Annotated in this window: 12 protein-coding genes; 10 read left to right on the top strand and 2 right to left on the bottom strand. The window is 39.7% G+C overall.

Annotated elements, in window-relative coordinates; translation table 11 throughout:
- Nucleotides 1-47 precede the first annotated feature (47 nt).
- The gene (locus RMY00_RS26640) at nucleotides 48-3,326 is read left to right on the top strand and encodes a caspase family protein (RefSeq protein ID WP_322650425.1); all 3,279 of its coding nucleotides are present in this window, start codon (nucleotides 48-50) and stop codon (nucleotides 3,324-3,326) included.
- A 142-nt stretch (nucleotides 3,327-3,468) separates the two neighbouring features.
- Nucleotides 3,469-3,948, top strand: a complete 480-nt coding sequence (locus tag RMY00_RS26635; protein WP_322650424.1) for a hypothetical protein — start codon at nucleotides 3,469-3,471, stop codon at nucleotides 3,946-3,948.
- Nucleotides 3,949-4,099: 151 nt separating this feature from the next.
- Here the strand turns inward: RMY00_RS26635 and RMY00_RS26630 are convergent, their stop codons facing one another.
- Together RMY00_RS26630 and RMY00_RS26625 are read right to left on the bottom strand one after the other, a co-directional pair.
- A complete protein-coding gene (locus RMY00_RS26630) occupies nucleotides 4,100-5,740 on the bottom strand; it encodes a hypothetical protein (RefSeq protein WP_322650423.1) in 1,641 nt (546 codons plus the stop codon).
- 14 nt (nucleotides 5,741-5,754) lie between these two features.
- Nucleotides 5,755-7,956 (bottom strand): CHAT domain-containing protein, encoded by a 2,202-nt coding sequence (locus RMY00_RS26625; RefSeq protein ID WP_322650422.1) that lies wholly within the window; start codon nucleotides 7,954-7,956, stop codon nucleotides 5,755-5,757.
- Between the two features lie 46 nt (nucleotides 7,957-8,002).
- Here RMY00_RS26625 and RMY00_RS26620 point away from each other — a divergent pair, with 46 nt between their 5' ends.
- The 8 genes from RMY00_RS26620 (at nucleotide 8,003) to RMY00_RS26585 (ending at nucleotide 16,866) form a co-directional block, all read left to right on the top strand.
- Nucleotides 8,003-8,179: a hypothetical protein gene (locus tag RMY00_RS26620; RefSeq protein WP_322650421.1), complete on the top strand. Its 177-nt coding sequence runs from the start codon at nucleotides 8,003-8,005 to the stop codon at nucleotides 8,177-8,179.
- Between the two features lie 16 nt (nucleotides 8,180-8,195).
- Nucleotides 8,196-10,598: an NACHT domain-containing protein gene (locus RMY00_RS26615; protein WP_322650420.1), complete on the top strand. Its 2,403-nt coding sequence runs from the start codon at nucleotides 8,196-8,198 to the stop codon at nucleotides 10,596-10,598.
- A gap of 91 nt (nucleotides 10,599-10,689) precedes the next feature.
- Entirely contained in the window at nucleotides 10,690-11,751 is a 1,062-nt protein-coding gene (locus RMY00_RS26610; protein ID WP_322650419.1) for a trypsin-like peptidase domain-containing protein, read from the top strand.
- Nucleotides 11,752-11,758: 7 nt separating this feature from the next.
- Nucleotides 11,759-13,012, top strand: a complete 1,254-nt coding sequence (locus RMY00_RS26605) for a hypothetical protein (RefSeq protein ID WP_322650418.1) — start codon at nucleotides 11,759-11,761, stop codon at nucleotides 13,010-13,012.
- A gap of 84 nt (nucleotides 13,013-13,096) precedes the next feature.
- Entirely contained in the window at nucleotides 13,097-14,179 is a 1,083-nt protein-coding gene (locus RMY00_RS26600) for an XRE family transcriptional regulator (RefSeq protein ID WP_322650417.1), read from the top strand.
- On the top strand, nucleotides 14,167-15,081 hold the full coding sequence (locus RMY00_RS26595; RefSeq protein WP_322650416.1) for a MoxR family ATPase: 915 nt from the start codon (nucleotides 14,167-14,169) through the stop codon (nucleotides 15,079-15,081). The genes RMY00_RS26600 and RMY00_RS26595 overlap by 13 nt, the downstream gene beginning before the upstream one ends.
- Nucleotides 15,071-16,237 (top strand): hypothetical protein, encoded by a 1,167-nt coding sequence (locus RMY00_RS26590; RefSeq protein WP_322650415.1) that lies wholly within the window; start codon nucleotides 15,071-15,073, stop codon nucleotides 16,235-16,237. The genes RMY00_RS26595 and RMY00_RS26590 overlap by 11 nt, the downstream gene beginning before the upstream one ends.
- A complete protein-coding gene (locus RMY00_RS26585) occupies nucleotides 16,228-16,866 on the top strand; it encodes a Uma2 family endonuclease (RefSeq protein ID WP_322650414.1) in 639 nt (212 codons plus the stop codon). The genes RMY00_RS26590 and RMY00_RS26585 overlap by 10 nt, the downstream gene beginning before the upstream one ends.
- The last annotated feature ends 45 nt before the right edge of the window (nucleotides 16,867-16,911 follow it).

Here is a 16,911-nt window from a genome sequence, read left to right as displayed (position 1 = left end):
ATTCGCTATAAAACAATTATATTGACCAAAAAATAAGTCCCAAGGTAATGAATCGAGATGCATTGGTAGTGGGAATTAATCAGTATCCTTTCTTAAAAGATACTCCAACAAGCAAAGCGAAACATCTTTTTACCCCTGCTAACGATGCCGAAGCGATCGCGCAACGTTTAGAAGAATATGGTGATTTTCGCGTGCGGCGACTACCAGAAACGATTCAGGGTGAACAGCGTCGAGTCACATCTGATGGTTTGGTCAAATCTGAGACTTTGGAAGATGCGATCATCCAATTATTCAACCCAGTAGGCGAAAATATTCCAGAAACAGCACTGTTATATTTTATTGGTCATGGTTTACGCAAAAATCGCGGCGGAGTAACTGAAGGTTTTTTAGCTGCCAGCGATGTTGATCCCCGAAAGAATCAGTGGGGTGTTTCCCTGCGATGGCTGCGAGAACTGTTGCAAAAAAGTCCCGTCAAGCAGCAAATCGTCTGGCTGGACTGCTGCTACAGTGGAGAACTATTCAATTTTGTAGAAGCAGATTTGGGGACATCGCTTCAGGAACAAACGCGGTTTTTAATTGCTGCATCCAGAGAATTTGAATTTGCACAGGAAGATATTCAGGGAAAGCACGGGGTATTTTCCAAAGCACTTTGGCAAGGACTCGATCCCAGACAACAGCCAGATGGTTTAGTCAACAATGACAAATTAATTGAGTATATTGCTCAAACCCTCAAGGATGTTCCCCAGCAGCCGATTTGGTATAATCCCAACCGGGAAATTATGCTCACTGGTGAACGAGAAGATGTTCTCATCCACATCCCAAATGGAGTTTGTCCTTACAAAGGGTTACGCTTCTTTGATATTGAAGATGCTACCTATTTTTATGGGCGGGAAGTATTGACCCAAAAGCTGATTCAGCACGTTCAAGTGGGTAAAGGAAATTTTTTGGCAGTACTGGGCGTATCGGGGAGTGGTAAATCTTCCTTACTGCGGGCGGGGTTGATTTACCAGTTACAGCAACAGCGCAGATTACCAGGGACAGAGGAATGGAAAATTCGGATTTTTAGCCCAGGAGAGCAACCTCTGGTGAGTTTGGCAACAGCATTTATGGATGAGTCAGCCACAGATATGCAGCGTGCAGAACAGCTAAAAGTGGCAGACGAGGCGATCGCACAAGGAGAAACGGGACTAGCACGATTAATTAGAGCATCGCGATCGCCTCGCACCCTACTAATTGTCGATCAGTTTGAAGAGATTTTTACCGTTTGTCAGAGCCACAGCGATCGACAGCAGTTTATTTCTAGTTTATTGGGGGCGCTCAAACAAACAGAAGATAAACTCTGCATAATATTTGCTATGCGTGATGATTTCTTGGGTAAGTGTGCTGCATATCATGAGCTAACTGATTTGATTCAAACTAATCTGGTGATGGTAACTCCCATGTCTTTAGAAGAGTTGCAGCAAGCAATCCGAGAACCGGCAGCGAAACTAGGACGGAAGGTAGAAGAAAATTTAATCAATGCTATTCTCAAAGACTTGGGAGTTGAGGTAGGACAACCCACACAAGAAGCTGAACCGGGAATATTGCCTTTGTTGTCATATACTTTAGAGCAGCTTTGGCAACGACAGAAACTGAATTGGTTGAAGCTAGATAGTTATCACCAGTTAGGCGGGGTGCGAAAAACTCTAGAAAATTTGGCAGAACAAACTTACAAGGAACTTTCGCCTGAAGAACAACGGGTAACGGACTTGATTTTTATTAATTTGACTCAGTTAGGGGAAGGTACACCAGACACACGCAAGCAAGTTCCGCAGCGAGATTTAGTTTCTTTGGGTAAATCTGCACAGTTGGTACAAGTAATTCAAAAGCTGGCACTAGCGAAGTTAATCGTCACTAGCGAACAACGCAGAGGTGAAGAGAAGGTGGCGGTAGTGGATGTAGCTCATGAAGCTTTGATTCGCCATTGGTCAAGGTTGAGGGAGTTGCTGGATAATAATCGGGAGGCGATTAGAACTGAGCGCAGAATTCAGGCGGCAGCTGAAGAATGGGAAGATAAAGGTAAGTCTGTTGATTACTTGCTTACAGGGTTAAGATTGGCAGAAGCCGAGAAGTTCTTGCAAGAGCAAGTTGATATTGTACCACCGTCAGGTTTGAGTCGTGAGTTAATAGAGTCTAGTCAGAAAGAGCGCGATCGCCAACAAGCAGAAAGCGATCGCCGACAGAAACAGACTGTGATTGGACTGGTATTTAGTTTATTAATGACCGCAGGTTTTGCGCTTATGGTCAGTTTTCAACTGTGGCGTGTTTCAGAACAATTAAATGCTAATAAATTACTGGAAAATTTAAAATTACAAATTAGTAAATCAGTTGCTCTTTTAGGTACAGAAAATCTTATGATAAAGAAGATAGCTATAACTGATAAAATGATTTGGCTAGCTGTATATAATAACAAAGAACAGGGATTAGGTTTATGGCAATATAATTTACAAACTCAGCAGCTAGTAAATCGATATTTAAGTAACAGTGAAGTTAGTTCTCTCTGGACAGAAGGGGAAGAAATTTGGATAGGTGTAAAAGATCAAGGTGTACTACATGGAATGATTAAAAATGGTAGTATGACATTTCAGCTTGTACAAACAATAGCCAACAAAATCACGATTTTTAGTTTAGTTAGGGACAAGCAAGGACGCTTATGGATAGGAACTGATAATGGAATTTATCGAGAGTCTGCCAAAGGATGGGAACATATAACCAGTATTCAATCTCTATGTAAGAATTTACCAAATTCATCTCCTAAACTATATGTAGAAAAAATAGTGATAAATTCAGAACGTGACATTTTATGGATGGCAACCCAGGAGGGTCTTATCCAATGGCAGTTAGGAAAACATAATGATTCTCCAGAATGTTACTCTCAATCACAACACCAGTCAAATACTCTAAAAGAAATTCCTAATGACTTAACTGCTTTAGCGTTTAATGACAAAACAAGCATTCTAGCAATTGGTAGCTTTTATGGAGATGTCAGCCTAATTTTAAAAAAAATAGATACTCACAATATAATAGATTATAAGTTAATCAATTATCCAAGATTGCCAGATACAACAATAAACGACTTAGCAATACTGCCTAATAATTCAATATTAGCTGTAAATAAACAAAGTTATGTTTCTCTATACGAAAACACTAATAATACGTGGAGTAAATTACCTATAGGAGAAGGTAAAGTTATAGAAATACATACTATGATTTTGGGAAAAGATAAATATCTCTGGCTGGGAACTAGAAAAGGAGCTTATCGTTCTAAAGAACCTATATTTAAATGAAATGAAGGATAAATATCAAACTAAACAAATTTTAGAGCGATTATTTTTATTTCTTAACTTATCTAGTGAAGGGAGAAAAATATATTATTATATTGAAGTTAATTAAAATTATGAATTAAGATTTTAAAATACAAGGAAGACAATGAATATTGAATTTTCTAAGGCTATTACTAACATCAGAACTGATTTGCGTATAGGTTTGTCTGACAAGGTTAATTACAGTAAGCAAGATACTAACTTATTTAAAATCAGTCGTACACAAGAATTGTCCAGTGAAGATTTACAATACCTTTTATTTGGTCAAACTTCTGAAAATATAATTCCATACGGTTGGATTGAAGCTAGCTGGAATTATATAAATAAATTTCGTTGTAGCTTTGGTTTTAATCTTGAAGAGGTACTGTTATATTCTATAGTTACTATCGTTGGTACTCCAGATATACCCGTACCTGTAACTCAAGAACAAGAAAATACGATTAGAGAATCTCTAGAATCTATACCAGAATTTAAAATTGAAAGACTATGGGTAAAATCGCCAGAAGAACTAGCAATTATTTTAGATAATCGGGTAAGACAGGATCAACGCTTTGAAGGAGGTGATGTAGGCCCTTATGCACCTTAAAAAAAGAAGTCTGGTAAAAATTTTAAAGAGAATATACTATAGATACTAGCACTCCTGTTCTATAGGCCAATACTGAAAAATTGAAGTTGTATAAGAGGCATATGAGCTTTATTTGGGAAGGACATGTAGTAGAGAATAAGAACAAATTTGCTCATTTCTCTTTTGTGTTTTCCCCCGCCAAATTACTCAAACTACGGCTGGCGACATCTGCACTCAATCCCCAAAGTATCAATTCCAAATAATTAGAAAAGGGGTCAGCACCAAAAGTTATCCCCTTTTCTACATATAAAGCGCGTATCCCTACTAACGATAATCCTACTAACAACGTTAAAGATAACAGTGGTCGCACAATCCAGAGTGTTGTTTCTGCTCGTAACTCATTAGATACTCCCGCGATCGCTATCAAAAGTCGGCGCAACCACGCAAACCTATTTGATTTAGTTTTCTGCCCAGCAGCAGCCAATATAGCCGCAGCCGCTTCATTTGCAGCTGCTGTCAAACTAGGATCGGGTTTTTGATCTGCTCCCATCATGGGATTACTGATTTCTACAAGACTATCCTGTATTTGTTGCAGCAATTCTTTAGCTTGATCATCGTTCTCAGATTTAATCCTATTTCGAGCTTCAGTAATTTTGGCTAATATTCCTTTTTCACCACCCACAGCAGGGTCTTGTTCCATACCTTCTAACTGCTGTTCGATTTTTCGGAGGCTAGTTAAGCAGTTAAGACGCTCTTTAATCTTGGCTAAATCTGCGTTCACTGTTTCTAAATCCATCTGAGAAACAGAATTCCTAACTTTGTTGACCATCGGAGTGAGAATTTCTTGGTCTTGTTGGTCAACTTGAGCAATCATGTTCTCTACTTCGTAGACTTTCGCCAAAGCATCCGATTGGGGAATCCCCTTCTCTTGCATATATTTGAACAATCTGCCTAAAACTATACCCACCAATAAAACAAAAATTGGCATCGCTGGGCCAGTACGCATACTTAAATCCACTGGAATCGACAGTCTCCCCTCTCGACCTTCCATTGTCAAGTAAACTGCTCCCGTATATCGGTCGGGAGGAATTTGCGATCGCTCCCACTTCAAAGGTAAGCTAATAATTTTATTAGCAGCTAAAGTTTGGGGACTTAGCGGGGGTTCTACCTCGGTTTTGGTAATTTGATAGTTAGTTTGCTTCCCTTGTAAAATTACTTCAGCACTGGTAAGAAGCACAGTTGCTTGATTGGGGTTATCTAAATAAATTAGCCGTTGAGCTTGGAAAGCACTGTCCGGGAGTAATAAATGAGCTAAACCACAATCCCAACTGCATCGGACTAATTGCAACTGAACTTGTTCTGAATCTTTTACAGGTACTAATGCAGGTCTAGCTTTTGCTTTCACTGTTAAAGGAATCACCAAAGCCTCAGACCGCTTTTGACTAGGTAAAAGTATTTCAATCTGTCCTTGATAAGTTCCTGGTAACTTTACACCATTGAGCTTCACCTGAAAATCTGTTGGTAAACCCGCTTCTAGCTTGCGTTCCCCGATTAACTCTATCTGCTGACGACCAATTACCTCATCACCTTCGGTTCGCTTCAAATCTGAGGGTAGGAATGTCCAAGCAGTGATACTCCCTCCAGAAGCTGTTAACCGAATGTTGCTAATTAAGGCATTCTCTTCCCCAAGCCAACCTTTAACTTCTAACGGCTTGTCTTTGGCATCAACTTCAATTTTGACGTTAGTTTGAGCAACAGCCGGAGCAGGACAAATGAGTAAAATCAGCAGTGCAGCAGTAATCCAGCGTTTCATGAGTAGTCAAGCAGTTAATTATGGGCGAGCGCACGAGCTAAAGCAATCTCATAAGGAGCATACAATGAATACACTAAACCCAAAGGATTGAGGTTTTGCTGAAGCATTTCTCGCCGCACTGTCAGCATAGCTTGTCCTAAAGGTTCTCCGCGAAATACTCGCTTCAGCAGGGTAATGGCATAGAGTTCTGCAAATAATTCTGGTACAGGGCATTCCGTACCAATTACGCCACTAGCACCGGCCGAGCGAAAGTCATCAATTAAGCTGATGTAACTCTCCGGCCCATAATCCCCAGTAGCGCAGCCGTTGAGTAAGACTAAAGGGCGATGCTGCCAGTTTACCTCGCAGGCTTCGAGAAAATTACTGGAAATTTTGTCATCGCTCAGTTGCAAGTAAGGCAGCTGCTCGATTTCATCTATACCGCCGTGACAATAAAAGTACACAATATCTAAATCAGAACTGTAAGTTGCCCAAATATTCTCCAGTTCCATGATTTCTTCAGCTACTAGCATTTTCACGTAACCAAGTTGTTCAATTTTAGGCAGGTGGTTTTTCCAAAACCTAAAATCCCGCCAGACGTTGAAATTGATATACAAAGGTTGATTATTGGCAATTTGCCATACAAGGCTAGGCGTTTGAGAAAGTTCACCACTTGTCCAAGCTGGTAGTTGCTCTATGGCATAGCGATAGCCCCAAAAAGCATGGGGACAAACAACTTTATAATTATCTTTAAAAGGGCAATCAGTACAGTCTATGTCATGATTGAGAAATTCTTCGCAGACATGAACTTCTTTACTGGTCATTACCTTACGCTCATACAGTAGCGCCCAAGGGATTGTTGACTTTCCCAATCCTAAAATTGGGTTAATGGGGTTGACTTGGATGACACTATCGGGTTTCAATGCGGCGCGTAATTTTTCGCCACTGTCTTCACCTAACGTTCGACCTTTGTTTTCGGGGAGCAATGAGCGATATAAATATCGTCCAGCATCGGCTAACTGAGGTAGCCAGGTATTCAGCAACTTCATATCGCCTTGGGTTTTAAACTGATAACCCTCTTTTGTCGCCGCCATTGAGTGCAATTTTTGCCGCACTCTGGCGATCGCATTTCCTAACCCAGATTGTAAATTTGTACTGTAAGATACTAGTTCTTGATTTCCCTGTGTTCTGTCTAGAAAACGTAGGTCAGTGCTACCATCTCGTGTATCAACTTGTACATCTACAGTTAAGAATCGCTCAGGCAGCAGTGCTAGCTTTTCATGAGTCAGCAAGTCAGTGGTAGTAAAGGTAATGGTAGCAGTTTGAGGTGGGCGCAGTGACTCTGGGATTTCTGCCCTGGCTACGGGGATGATGAGGACTGCAAGTTGCTTTGACTGGAGCAGATATCCGCGATATAACAAGTCCACCTGAATGTAGCCTCGACCTTCAAATAAGTTAGGTTTAACGGTGAACTGTACAATATCCGATACACCACTGCGGGGTAAGGTTAGCTTTTTGAGAGTTGCATCAATGTTAAAGTCCTTAGAAGCCACTACTAAATCTAGAGGTAGGGATTCCGAGTCATTCCACACCTGAGCCAAGGCTTGATCTGGAAATGGAGTCGGCTCATTCTCTATTCCTTTTCGTTCTGGGCTGATGTCTACAAGCAATAAATAAGTCTGTCCGTGAATTAAGGGTTCGCTGGGTGGAACAGTTATGTGATGGCGTAGCCCCTCGCAGGCATCGTCAGGGTTAACAAAGTAAGTATTAAAGTAACGATAGTTTTCTACATAGTCAGAGATTTCTTGTATAAAAAGTAGCTGCTTAACAGTGTGGTCTTGGTTGGAAAGACGCAGGATGGAACTGGTAAGGCTAATTACCGGGTTTGGTAGATTGTTAGGTTCACCTTTGATTTGACCATCAAAGGTGGTAATTTCTTTTGTCTCTCCGAATAGTTCTTTCTCTAAGTAAGCTAGACTTGGTAACAATTCTCTGGGGATTCGTCCGTCTAAAGCATCTAATTTGACTTTTCCTGCTTCAAAAAGCTGATGTAAAGTGGAATTTGCCTGAATTATAGTAATTAATTCTGGTTCAATAAACTCCCAGTAATCAGGATCGAGAGCTAGTTGCTGTCCTACATCTTGCAGAAGTGCTTGTTCATCTTCGCTCAAAGGAATTTCCAGTTTTTTCAGCGCCAGTAACAGAGCTAGTAGAATTTTGGTAACGGAAGAATTCATTGAAGTAGGTTGCTTGTAATACTTTATACGGTTAAAATTCTTAGCTATGAGAAGAGAAGCACTTATAGTTGGTATCAACCAATATCCTTTTTTAAAGGATACACCGACAAGTAAAGCCAAGCACCTGACTACCCCAGCAACGGATGCGATCGCGCTCACAACCATAAAACCATCAGTATTTTCTACAGTATACTTAAGCGTGTCACCTACAAAGTTGACATAAATTAAAGGTTGAGTCGATGGTGAAATTAGACCCCAGCACTATCAATAAATTTGTAGAAATCCTCAGACCATTTGTAGAGTCTGAGAAAGAACGCCAATCTTTCCTAATCGCTGCCCTGGGTAACGATGCACCTGCGTTGCAACACATTAGTTGCGGTGGTTCTGTAGCAACTTTTATACCCCATATGTTGAGTAAGCTAGCATATTTTGGTGGTAGAGAAGCACTTTGCGCGGTCTTGGAATATGCGCGGGAGCAAATGAGCGTCCATGAAAATATTCAGCAACGTATTGATAAACTTATTCGTCAACTTAATTTACCAGCTTCTACAACAAACGATGTTGATGGGCTTGTGCAAAAAGTAAGGAATGGTCTATATGATAGAATCCAAAACTTGCATGGAACCATACAATTATTAGATATCGCCCATCCAGTAGAAATTGACCGTCTTTATGTTGATGTCAATATTCTTGAGGAACCTTGTAGCTACTCTCGTTTAGAAATTGATGAGTTGTTACGGGGTCGTGAGCAAAGAGAAGATTTTAATCGTTTTGGTTTATCCAAAGTGCGCGAGAGAGTCACGGGACTTCAAGCGGTAAAGAAATACGCAAAATTAATGATATTAGGAAAACCGGGATCGGGGAAAACTACCTTTTTGCAGCACGTTGTTATTGAATGTAATCAGGGCTATTTGCTAGCTGACCGTATACCAATTTTAATTCGGCTTAGGGATTTTGTAAGACAAGCCAAAAGAGTAAGTAATTTTAGTTTCGATTCTCATATAAGTTCCTACTTGCGGGAAGTTGCTTCTCAACAAGAAGTGACAGCGCTACTTTCAGCAGGTAAGTTTTTATTGCTACTGGATGGACTTGACGAAGTTCCCGAAGAAAACAGTGATGCAGTGGTAGATGAGATTGAGTTTTTTCTAGATAACTATGACCAAAATAACTTTATTATTACCTGCCGAGTTCAAGCGCAAAAATACAGACTCAATCGTTTTAACTATGTCGAAGTTGCTGATTTTAATTTGAAACAAATAGTAAAATTTGCTCACAAATGGTTTGCGGCTAATTCTCGGAATGGATTACAGGAAGCCGAAACAAAATCATCAAAGTTAATAGAGCTATTTAACTTGCCAGAAAACCAAAAAATTAAAGAATTAGCAGTTACCCCTATTTTGCTAAGTTTAACCTGTAGAGTATTTGATGACAAAGGTAAATTTTACTCGAAACAATCTGAACTTTATGAACAAGGATTAGAAATCTTACTGTCAAAGTGGGATAATTCTAGGAGAATTAAGCGTTATTCAGTTTACCAAAATTTATCTATCGAACAGAAGCGGAAACTATTAACTTATTTAGCTGTTCGTAAATTTGAACAAGAGCAATATATGTTGTTTGAACAAGATGAAATTCAAAGTTACATAGCTGAGTATCTCGATATTTCGCTAGAAGATAGCCAAATACTACTTGAGTCAATAGAAGCACAGCATGGTTTAATAGTAGAACGGGCACAGCGAATTTACTCTTTTTCTCACTTGACATTTCAGGAGTATTTTGCAGCTAAATGGTTTTGTGAACAAGCTGATTGGCAAGTACTAGCGAAACATATTTCTGAAGCACGTTATCGAGAAGTATTTTTGGTTACTACTGAGCTATCCTCTAATAGTGGGCAACTACTAAAAATTGTAAAAAATGAAATTGATTCTATATTAGATGCAGATAATGAACTTCAGAATTTTCTTGCTCGTGTTTATGCAAAATCCCAGTCTATTAATATTCCCTATCATTCAGCAAAAATTAGAGCTTTCTATTTTTCAATAAATCGTAATGATATTCTTGACTTTCAATCTACTTCAAATTTTTCCTCAACATCTACCTTTGATATTAATATTAATTCGGTAATTAATCCTGAATATGCTCCTGATTGTGTCCTTGACTATGAACTTGCTTTATTGCTATACAACGCCTATTGTATAGCTGCTGATCCACCTATGATAGATGCTTCTAGCTATTCCCATGTTAATCAACAGTTTCTTCAAGGATATGAAAAGCTAACTACATCACAAATTAAAGCTGAATTTAGATTAAAACTTGAAAAGATAAAAAACGTACTACCTAGCTTTTCATGGGAAGACTGGGAGAGTTATAAAAACTGGGGGTTAACAGAAGGTCGAATTTGGGCTAATAAACTTAGAGAATTAATAGTGACATATCGAAATGTTAGACATAGCCTAGACTATCTTAAGAATGAACAATGGGAATTACTAAAACAATACTATGATGCCAATAAACTATTAATAGATTGCCTAAATAGAGCTAGTACAGTGAGTGATACGGTTCGACAAGAAATAGAAGATACTTTATTTTTACCCCTAGCTGAGATTGAGAAATACAAAACGACACAAAGCAACTTGGAATAATAAGTGCCAACTACATATCACTGCTAGTTATCACATATTTATCTTGTTTTCAACTAAAATATAACCTCCTTAACCTAGAGGATCAGTAACAGTGACCGTACAGCTATCCACACCTGACTTTCAACAGCTTACCCGCATCGTACAGAATTTACCCGACTTTGCTAACGTGCGCGATCGCCGTCGTTTAGTCGCAGGTGCATTACAAGGTGTAGCCCAAGCAGATATTATCCTGGCGCGGTTAGATTTGGATGGTGCGCCAATGGGTGTTTCTGTGGAAGTGGTGCGATTTTTAGCTCAATTTGGACGAGTCGCTTACGATAAAGAAGCCCTTGCTGTCTTCCTCAACTATATTCAGCCTTACACTGGGGATGAAGATAAAGACTTTATCGTAGAACTATTTCAGAACTACCCACTTGATGTTCCAGTCAGTCTTAGCCGTGGAATTGGCAACTGGAAGGGAATGGATAGTATGGCTGATATCAAAGAAAAGATTATTGGGGAAAATACATTACGCGATATCTACATTTTAAACTTAGCTCTGGAAGCCTCCAAAGCTGTAGTGCGTATTGCTACTATCAAAGGTGCGGGTACAGGGTTTATGATTGCACCTGATTTACTAATGACGAACAATCACGTCATTAAAACTCAGGAAGTAGCGGAAAAAAGTAATTTTAGCTTCAACTATCAACTAGATATCAATGGTAAAGAATGCCCAACACAGATTATTGGGGCTTTACCGGATGGTGCTTTTTACACTAACGAAGAACTGGACTATACAGTAGTAACCCTGAAAGAAGTACCTGACTTCGGCAAACCCTTAATCTTCAAAAGTAAATTAATGCGGCGAGATGACCGCGTAGCAATTATTCAGCATCCTGGCGGTCATTTGAAGAAAATCTCCATACAGAATAACTTTGTTGCTTACGCCGATAATCAAGTATTGCAATATACTACTAGTACAGAACCAGGTTCATCGGGGTCGCCTGTTTTCGATGATGATTTTCAGGTGGTTGGTATTCACCATAGCGGTGGTATGTTAGTAGAACCAAATACCCAACAAAGGTATTTACGTAATGCAGGAACGAGTGCGATCGCATTGTTGAATGACCTCCAGAAAAATGCACCGGAGATTTACGCCCATTTATCGAGATAGTTAGACAATGGCGATAAGTAGCGACTTAATACAAAAAATATTACCCTTACTTAGACCCCTGATGGAGAACGAAAGCCAGCGTCGGGGGTATTTAATCAGGGCATTGGGGACTAATACGCCTGTGCAGTATCATCTGGTTTTGAACACGCCCACGAATAATTTTATTCCTAATTTGATAAATGAATTAGTTGCCTTTGGGGAAATTTCTCCTGGTAAACCTGCACTTTGTGCTTTGTTAGAAGTCATTCGTGAGGATGTAGGCGAAGACGTAAAGGTAAGCATAGATGATCTGCTAAAAGCTATTAGAGCAGAAAATATTTGTAATACATCCCGTATTTCTAATACTATTATTCAACAAGTTGACCAATATTTATCTAACAATGCCTCAATTCCTCTGGAGAGGTTATTGCTGCAAGAGGCGAAAGATTTAGTTAAGGTTTTGCAGGGTAAAATTGATGCTTGTCCTGTAGTAATATCAACTGATAATAAGTCTCAGTGTTTGCAATGTATTGAGTATTTAGAAGCAAAAAGTGAACCATTTCTGCAAATCATTGCAAGAATTATTTATCATGACCATAATTCACAGTATGTACCATCGCTGCTTAGAGCATTCAAAATTATTGCAAATCAGGCTTTACCCTCTCAAAATAAATTTCCAGATGAAAAAAGCAGATTTATTAGGTTATATCCTTTAGCACTTGCAACATATATGGTGTTTATCTTGGGAGTTGAAGAGAATCGAAACCAGTTACTCAGAGATATTTTAAGTATTCAACTAAATAGACAATTAGATTTCCTTCCTAATCTTCCTCTAACTTGTACTTTGACCTATCTTTATCATTACTCAGATTCCATATTTAATACTATTTTATGTAGGACTTCTTCTGTGCCTGTTATTGAACGAATTAAACAAGTTCTGCTTCCTTGGATTGATGAGTTTGTACTGGATGCAGATACTGCCTTCTATCGAGGAGAATTTGTGCTAGGTCTAGCAGACATCGAATCTGAAAAACCTGAGTATTTACCGGAGGAGAGAATCCTGACATTGAGGGGGCGTTATCTGTATGCTTTTGAAGCAATTCCAGTTATTCAAGAATTTATACGTAATTCTTCACGGTGGCTTCTGGATTTATATCCTTCTCTAGAACAGTTACTTTGGATTTTCGATTCAACAGCTTCACGACTTGATGTAGATGGATGGGGTCGTGTTAATGGCTTTTGTAGAGGGGCATTCGCAACTTATAGAGGTCAGCGATATTAATGAGCAGTTCTAAGTCAGTAGGTCAACCTGACTCGGAATTTATCGGATATCTTACGTTTTAATTTTTTTGCAGTTAGTTAAAACATGGCAATAAATAGTGATTTAATGCAAAAAATATTGCCTCTTCTCACCCAACATTTCAAGGATGAGAAGGATTGCCAATCTTATTTAACAAAAGCTTTTGGTCTTAATGAAACTATATCCAAGCGTATTACATGGAATACTTCAAAAGATGTTTTTATAACTGATATGGTTAAGGTACTGGATATCTATAGCGAAATTACCCCCGGCAAACCTGCAATTTGTGCTTTACTAACAGAAATCCGTAAAGATGTCGGCGTAGATATCCAGATAAACATTGATAAAATTATTACAGAGTTTCAAGGTTTCCAAACACCAGCGCATTTACTATTTGACCTGCTGTTGCAAATGGACTTCAAATCACAGGCGCGGCTAGTTAAAAAAGTTATGGAATTACACCGAACTGCTGCTTTTTTAGTTCACGGCGAACCTTACTGCGGACAGCAACTTTTGGTAAATCGTTTGTTCCGGTTGAAGCCAGAGTGGAAAAATATCTCGCCAATTAAAATCGACGTAAGTCACAACGGTGCAGGTAGAAGTATCCCTCACCTGTGGCGACAGCTAGCATCTTGGTTTCGTTTACCGAAAGATGTAAAACCAAAGGAGATTACTCACAAAATTTGCGATCGCCTGCTAACTAAAGATGTGATTTTTATATTTTACACCGTGGATTATATGCCGCCAAAGGTTTTAGTGGCATGGCTGCAAGAATTTTGGGAACCACTGGTGACACAAGTTGAAGCAAATTCCCTTCCCACTCAACAGAATACACATTTACTAATGTTTCTGGTAGATAATAGCGGCAGTGTTTGTGAATCAAATGTCCTGTTGGCAAAGCAATTCGATGAACCGGAGTATCCCCGCATCCCTCTGCACTTACCACCCGTTAGTCCCTTTGGGTTAGATGTTTTGGATGATTGGATTGACATGGTAATGGCGATGGAGAGTATGCGAATACCTACTGGGTTAACAGCCAAAATATTGTTAGAGAAGACAGAAAACGGTGTCCCAGAATTTGTTTATGAAGAAATTTGCTGCCACTGTGGTCATAGTTGGGAAGGAGAGTTAGCGAAATGGTTGATTTAGCAAGTGTACTCACCGCCAATGGTAAGCAATATTATGCAGGCAAGCCAATTTCACCCCAGGAGTGCCAACAGTATGGGCTTTCTCCTTACTTGCCATCTTCAGAACTTATTAAAGCAGTTAACCTTGCCATTTTCTTAGAAAAACGTCCCTTATTGCTCAAAGGTGAACCGGGATGTGGTAAAACCACCTTAGCGCAGGCGGTAGCTTACGAGTTGGGTTTACCCTACGAAACTTGGTATATTAAGTCTACAACCAGAGCCAGGGATGGACTCTACACTTACGACGCTGTTGGTCGTTTGCACGATGCTCAACTTGCTCGCATGGGGGAAGCTAGCAATTCCAAAGTCGAGAATTTAGACAATTACATCAAACTGGGGCCTTTGGGACGTGCGTTTAAAAATGAACAACGCACTGTAGTGCTGATTGATGAAATTGATAAAGCTGATATTGACTTCCCCAATGATTTGTTGCGAGAGTTAGATGAACAGAGGTTTACGATTGAAGAAAAGGGAGAAGAAGTAAAAGCAAATTACCCTCCCATTGTCATCGTTACCAGCAACGATGAAAAGGATTTACCTGATGCTTTCCTGCGGCGGTGTTTGTTTTATTATATTCAGTTTCCTTATTCACAGTTAGCTAATATTGTCAAGTCACACTTTTTGGAATCTTCTCCTGATTTAGTAGAAGCTGCGGTGAAGCGTTTTAGCGAATTGCGGCAGAAAATGGAGAAGGGGAAAGCAGGTAAAAAAGTTAGCACCAGTGAGTTGTTGGATTGGTTTGCAGTATTGCGGCAATTTCCTGAAGATGAGGTTTTAAAACAGTTGGAGGGAGAAATACCTTTTCCAGAAGTTCTGTTGAAGAAATGGGAAGACCATTTGCGGTACTTGAAGTATGAAACTTGAAGAACTACCCCTACTGGATATTTTTAACAACCTGCGATCGCGGCATGGTTTACCGTTGGGTGTTGAAGAATATCTGGTGGTTGTACGTAGTTTAGAAGCGGGTTTTGGAATTAGCGATCGCCAAGAATTAGAGCAGCTTTGCTGCATGTTATGGGCAAAATCTGAGGAAGAAAATCGCCTGATTCGTCGGTTATTTGAGCAGATGTGGAAGCAAATTGAATCGCACCCAGTAAATTTTGATTCACCTACACAAAAAAATTCTCAAAATTCCATAGACCAAACGCCATCAAGCACTGACACACCAAATTCAATTTCACACTCATTTACACAAAAAAATTCCCAAATATCTGAAGAACCTTCAATTGATGAACCATTACCTGATTTAGAGACAACTCCCACTATTACCCCAGAACCAGTGCAAGCCGTCCAAGCAATGCGGAGTAGTCGCGGGGATAGGGAACTCAAACGCCCTCGTTATATGCTTTTGACAGAGTATTTTCCCGTTACTAAGCGACAAATGAAGCAATGCTGGCGTTATCTGCGTCGTCCGGTGCGCCAAGGAGTAGCCACAGAGTTAGATGTTGAGGCGACGGTAGCCAAAATTGGGCGTGAGGGTATTTTACTCCAACCTGTAATGATGCCTCCGCGTACAAATCGCACGGATTTGGTGTTACTAATTGACCAGGAAGGCTCGATGGTGCCGTTTCACGATTTATCGCGGCAGTTGGTGGAAACGGCACAACGGGGAGGACGATTGAGAACAACCAATGTATTTTATTTTCACGACTACCCGGACGAATACCTATATCGTCATCCGGCAATGCTTGATGCCAAAGCTGTTTCTGAAGTGTTAGAGGAAATTGGCGAACGAGCGGCAGTATTAATTATTAGCGATGCTGGCGCAGCACGGGGGAATTTTGACCAAGAACGGGTTGATAATACTAAGGCATGGATTGAGCAGTTACAGCAATCAGTGCGTTATTTTGCTTGGCTCAATCCGATGCCGAGTGAATGCTGGCGACAAACAACTGCTGGGGAAATTGCCCGTTTTGTGCCGATGTTTGAAATGAGTCCGCAGGGGATGAATGCGGCAATTAGTGTGTTACGGGGTCGATATATTGTAGTAAAAGAGTTGGATGAATCTTTATGCTTTTAGAGTTAAGACAATTGAGGATTCAACCGGGACAGCAACTGTTACTTGAGGACGTTAGCTGGCAGCAATTTGAAAATATTTTGGCGGAATTAGGAGAACATCGCGCTGCCAAAATTTCCTATAGTCATGGTTTTTTAGAAATTATGGTTCCCTTAGCCGAACATGAAAAAGCCAAAGAAATTATTGGCGATATAGTCAAAATTTTACTGAATGAACTAAGTATCAATTATGATGCTTTAGGTTCAACCACCCTAAAAAACGAAAAAATGAGTCAGGGAGTAGAACCGGATACTTGTTTTTACATTCAAAATCAAGCGGCAGTTATTGGTAAAAATCGCATAAATTTAAGTGTAGACCCACCTCCAGACTTAGCCATAGAAATTGATTTAACTTCTCGCACGCAATTGGATAATTACCAAATTTTGGGAGTACCAGAACTTTGGCGATATGGAAAACAAGGCTTAGAAATTAACGTCTTGCAAGGTGGAAAATATGTAGAGTCAAATTTTAGTCCTACTTTTCCAGATATTCCGATAATTGAGCTAGTAAATCAATATGTCCAGCAAAGTCAAGTTGTTGGTAGCAGCCAAGCAATTCAAGCTTTTAGAAATTGGCTGCGGGATAATATTTAATTGTGCCTTTTATTTGGAATGAGTTATTTGCAATGGCAGTCACTT

The sequence above is a fragment of the Nostoc sp. ChiVER01 genome, assembly GCF_034531155.1.
Taxonomy (GTDB): Bacteria; Cyanobacteriota; Cyanobacteriia; order Cyanobacteriales; family Nostocaceae; genus Nostoc.
This window is presented reverse-complemented; position numbering and strand designations above follow the sequence as displayed.

Bases quoted from the DNA above. Each gene is read 5' to 3' on its own strand.
- RMY00_RS26640 (WP_322650425.1), top strand. From the start codon at position 48: ATGAATCGAGATGCATTGGTAGTGGGAATTAATCAGTATCCTTTCTTA.
- RMY00_RS26635 (WP_322650424.1), top strand. From the start codon at position 3,469: ATGAATATTGAATTTTCTAAGGCTATTACTAACATCAGAACTGATTTG.
- RMY00_RS26630 (WP_322650423.1), bottom strand. From the start codon at position 5,740: ATGAAACGCTGGATTACTGCTGCACTGCTGATTTTACTCATTTGTCCT.
- RMY00_RS26625 (WP_322650422.1), bottom strand. From the start codon at position 7,956: ATGAATTCTTCCGTTACCAAAATTCTACTAGCTCTGTTACTGGCGCTG.
- RMY00_RS26620 (WP_322650421.1), top strand. From the start codon at position 8,003: ATGAGAAGAGAAGCACTTATAGTTGGTATCAACCAATATCCTTTTTTA.
- RMY00_RS26615 (WP_322650420.1), top strand. From the start codon at position 8,196: ATGGTGAAATTAGACCCCAGCACTATCAATAAATTTGTAGAAATCCTC.
- RMY00_RS26605 (WP_322650418.1), top strand. From the start codon at position 11,759: ATGGCGATAAGTAGCGACTTAATACAAAAAATATTACCCTTACTTAGA.
- RMY00_RS26600 (WP_322650417.1), top strand. From the start codon at position 13,097: ATGGCAATAAATAGTGATTTAATGCAAAAAATATTGCCTCTTCTCACC.
- RMY00_RS26595 (WP_322650416.1), top strand. From the start codon at position 14,167: ATGGTTGATTTAGCAAGTGTACTCACCGCCAATGGTAAGCAATATTAT.
- RMY00_RS26590 (WP_322650415.1), top strand. From the start codon at position 15,071: ATGAAACTTGAAGAACTACCCCTACTGGATATTTTTAACAACCTGCGA.
- RMY00_RS26585 (WP_322650414.1), top strand. From the start codon at position 16,228: ATGCTTTTAGAGTTAAGACAATTGAGGATTCAACCGGGACAGCAACTG.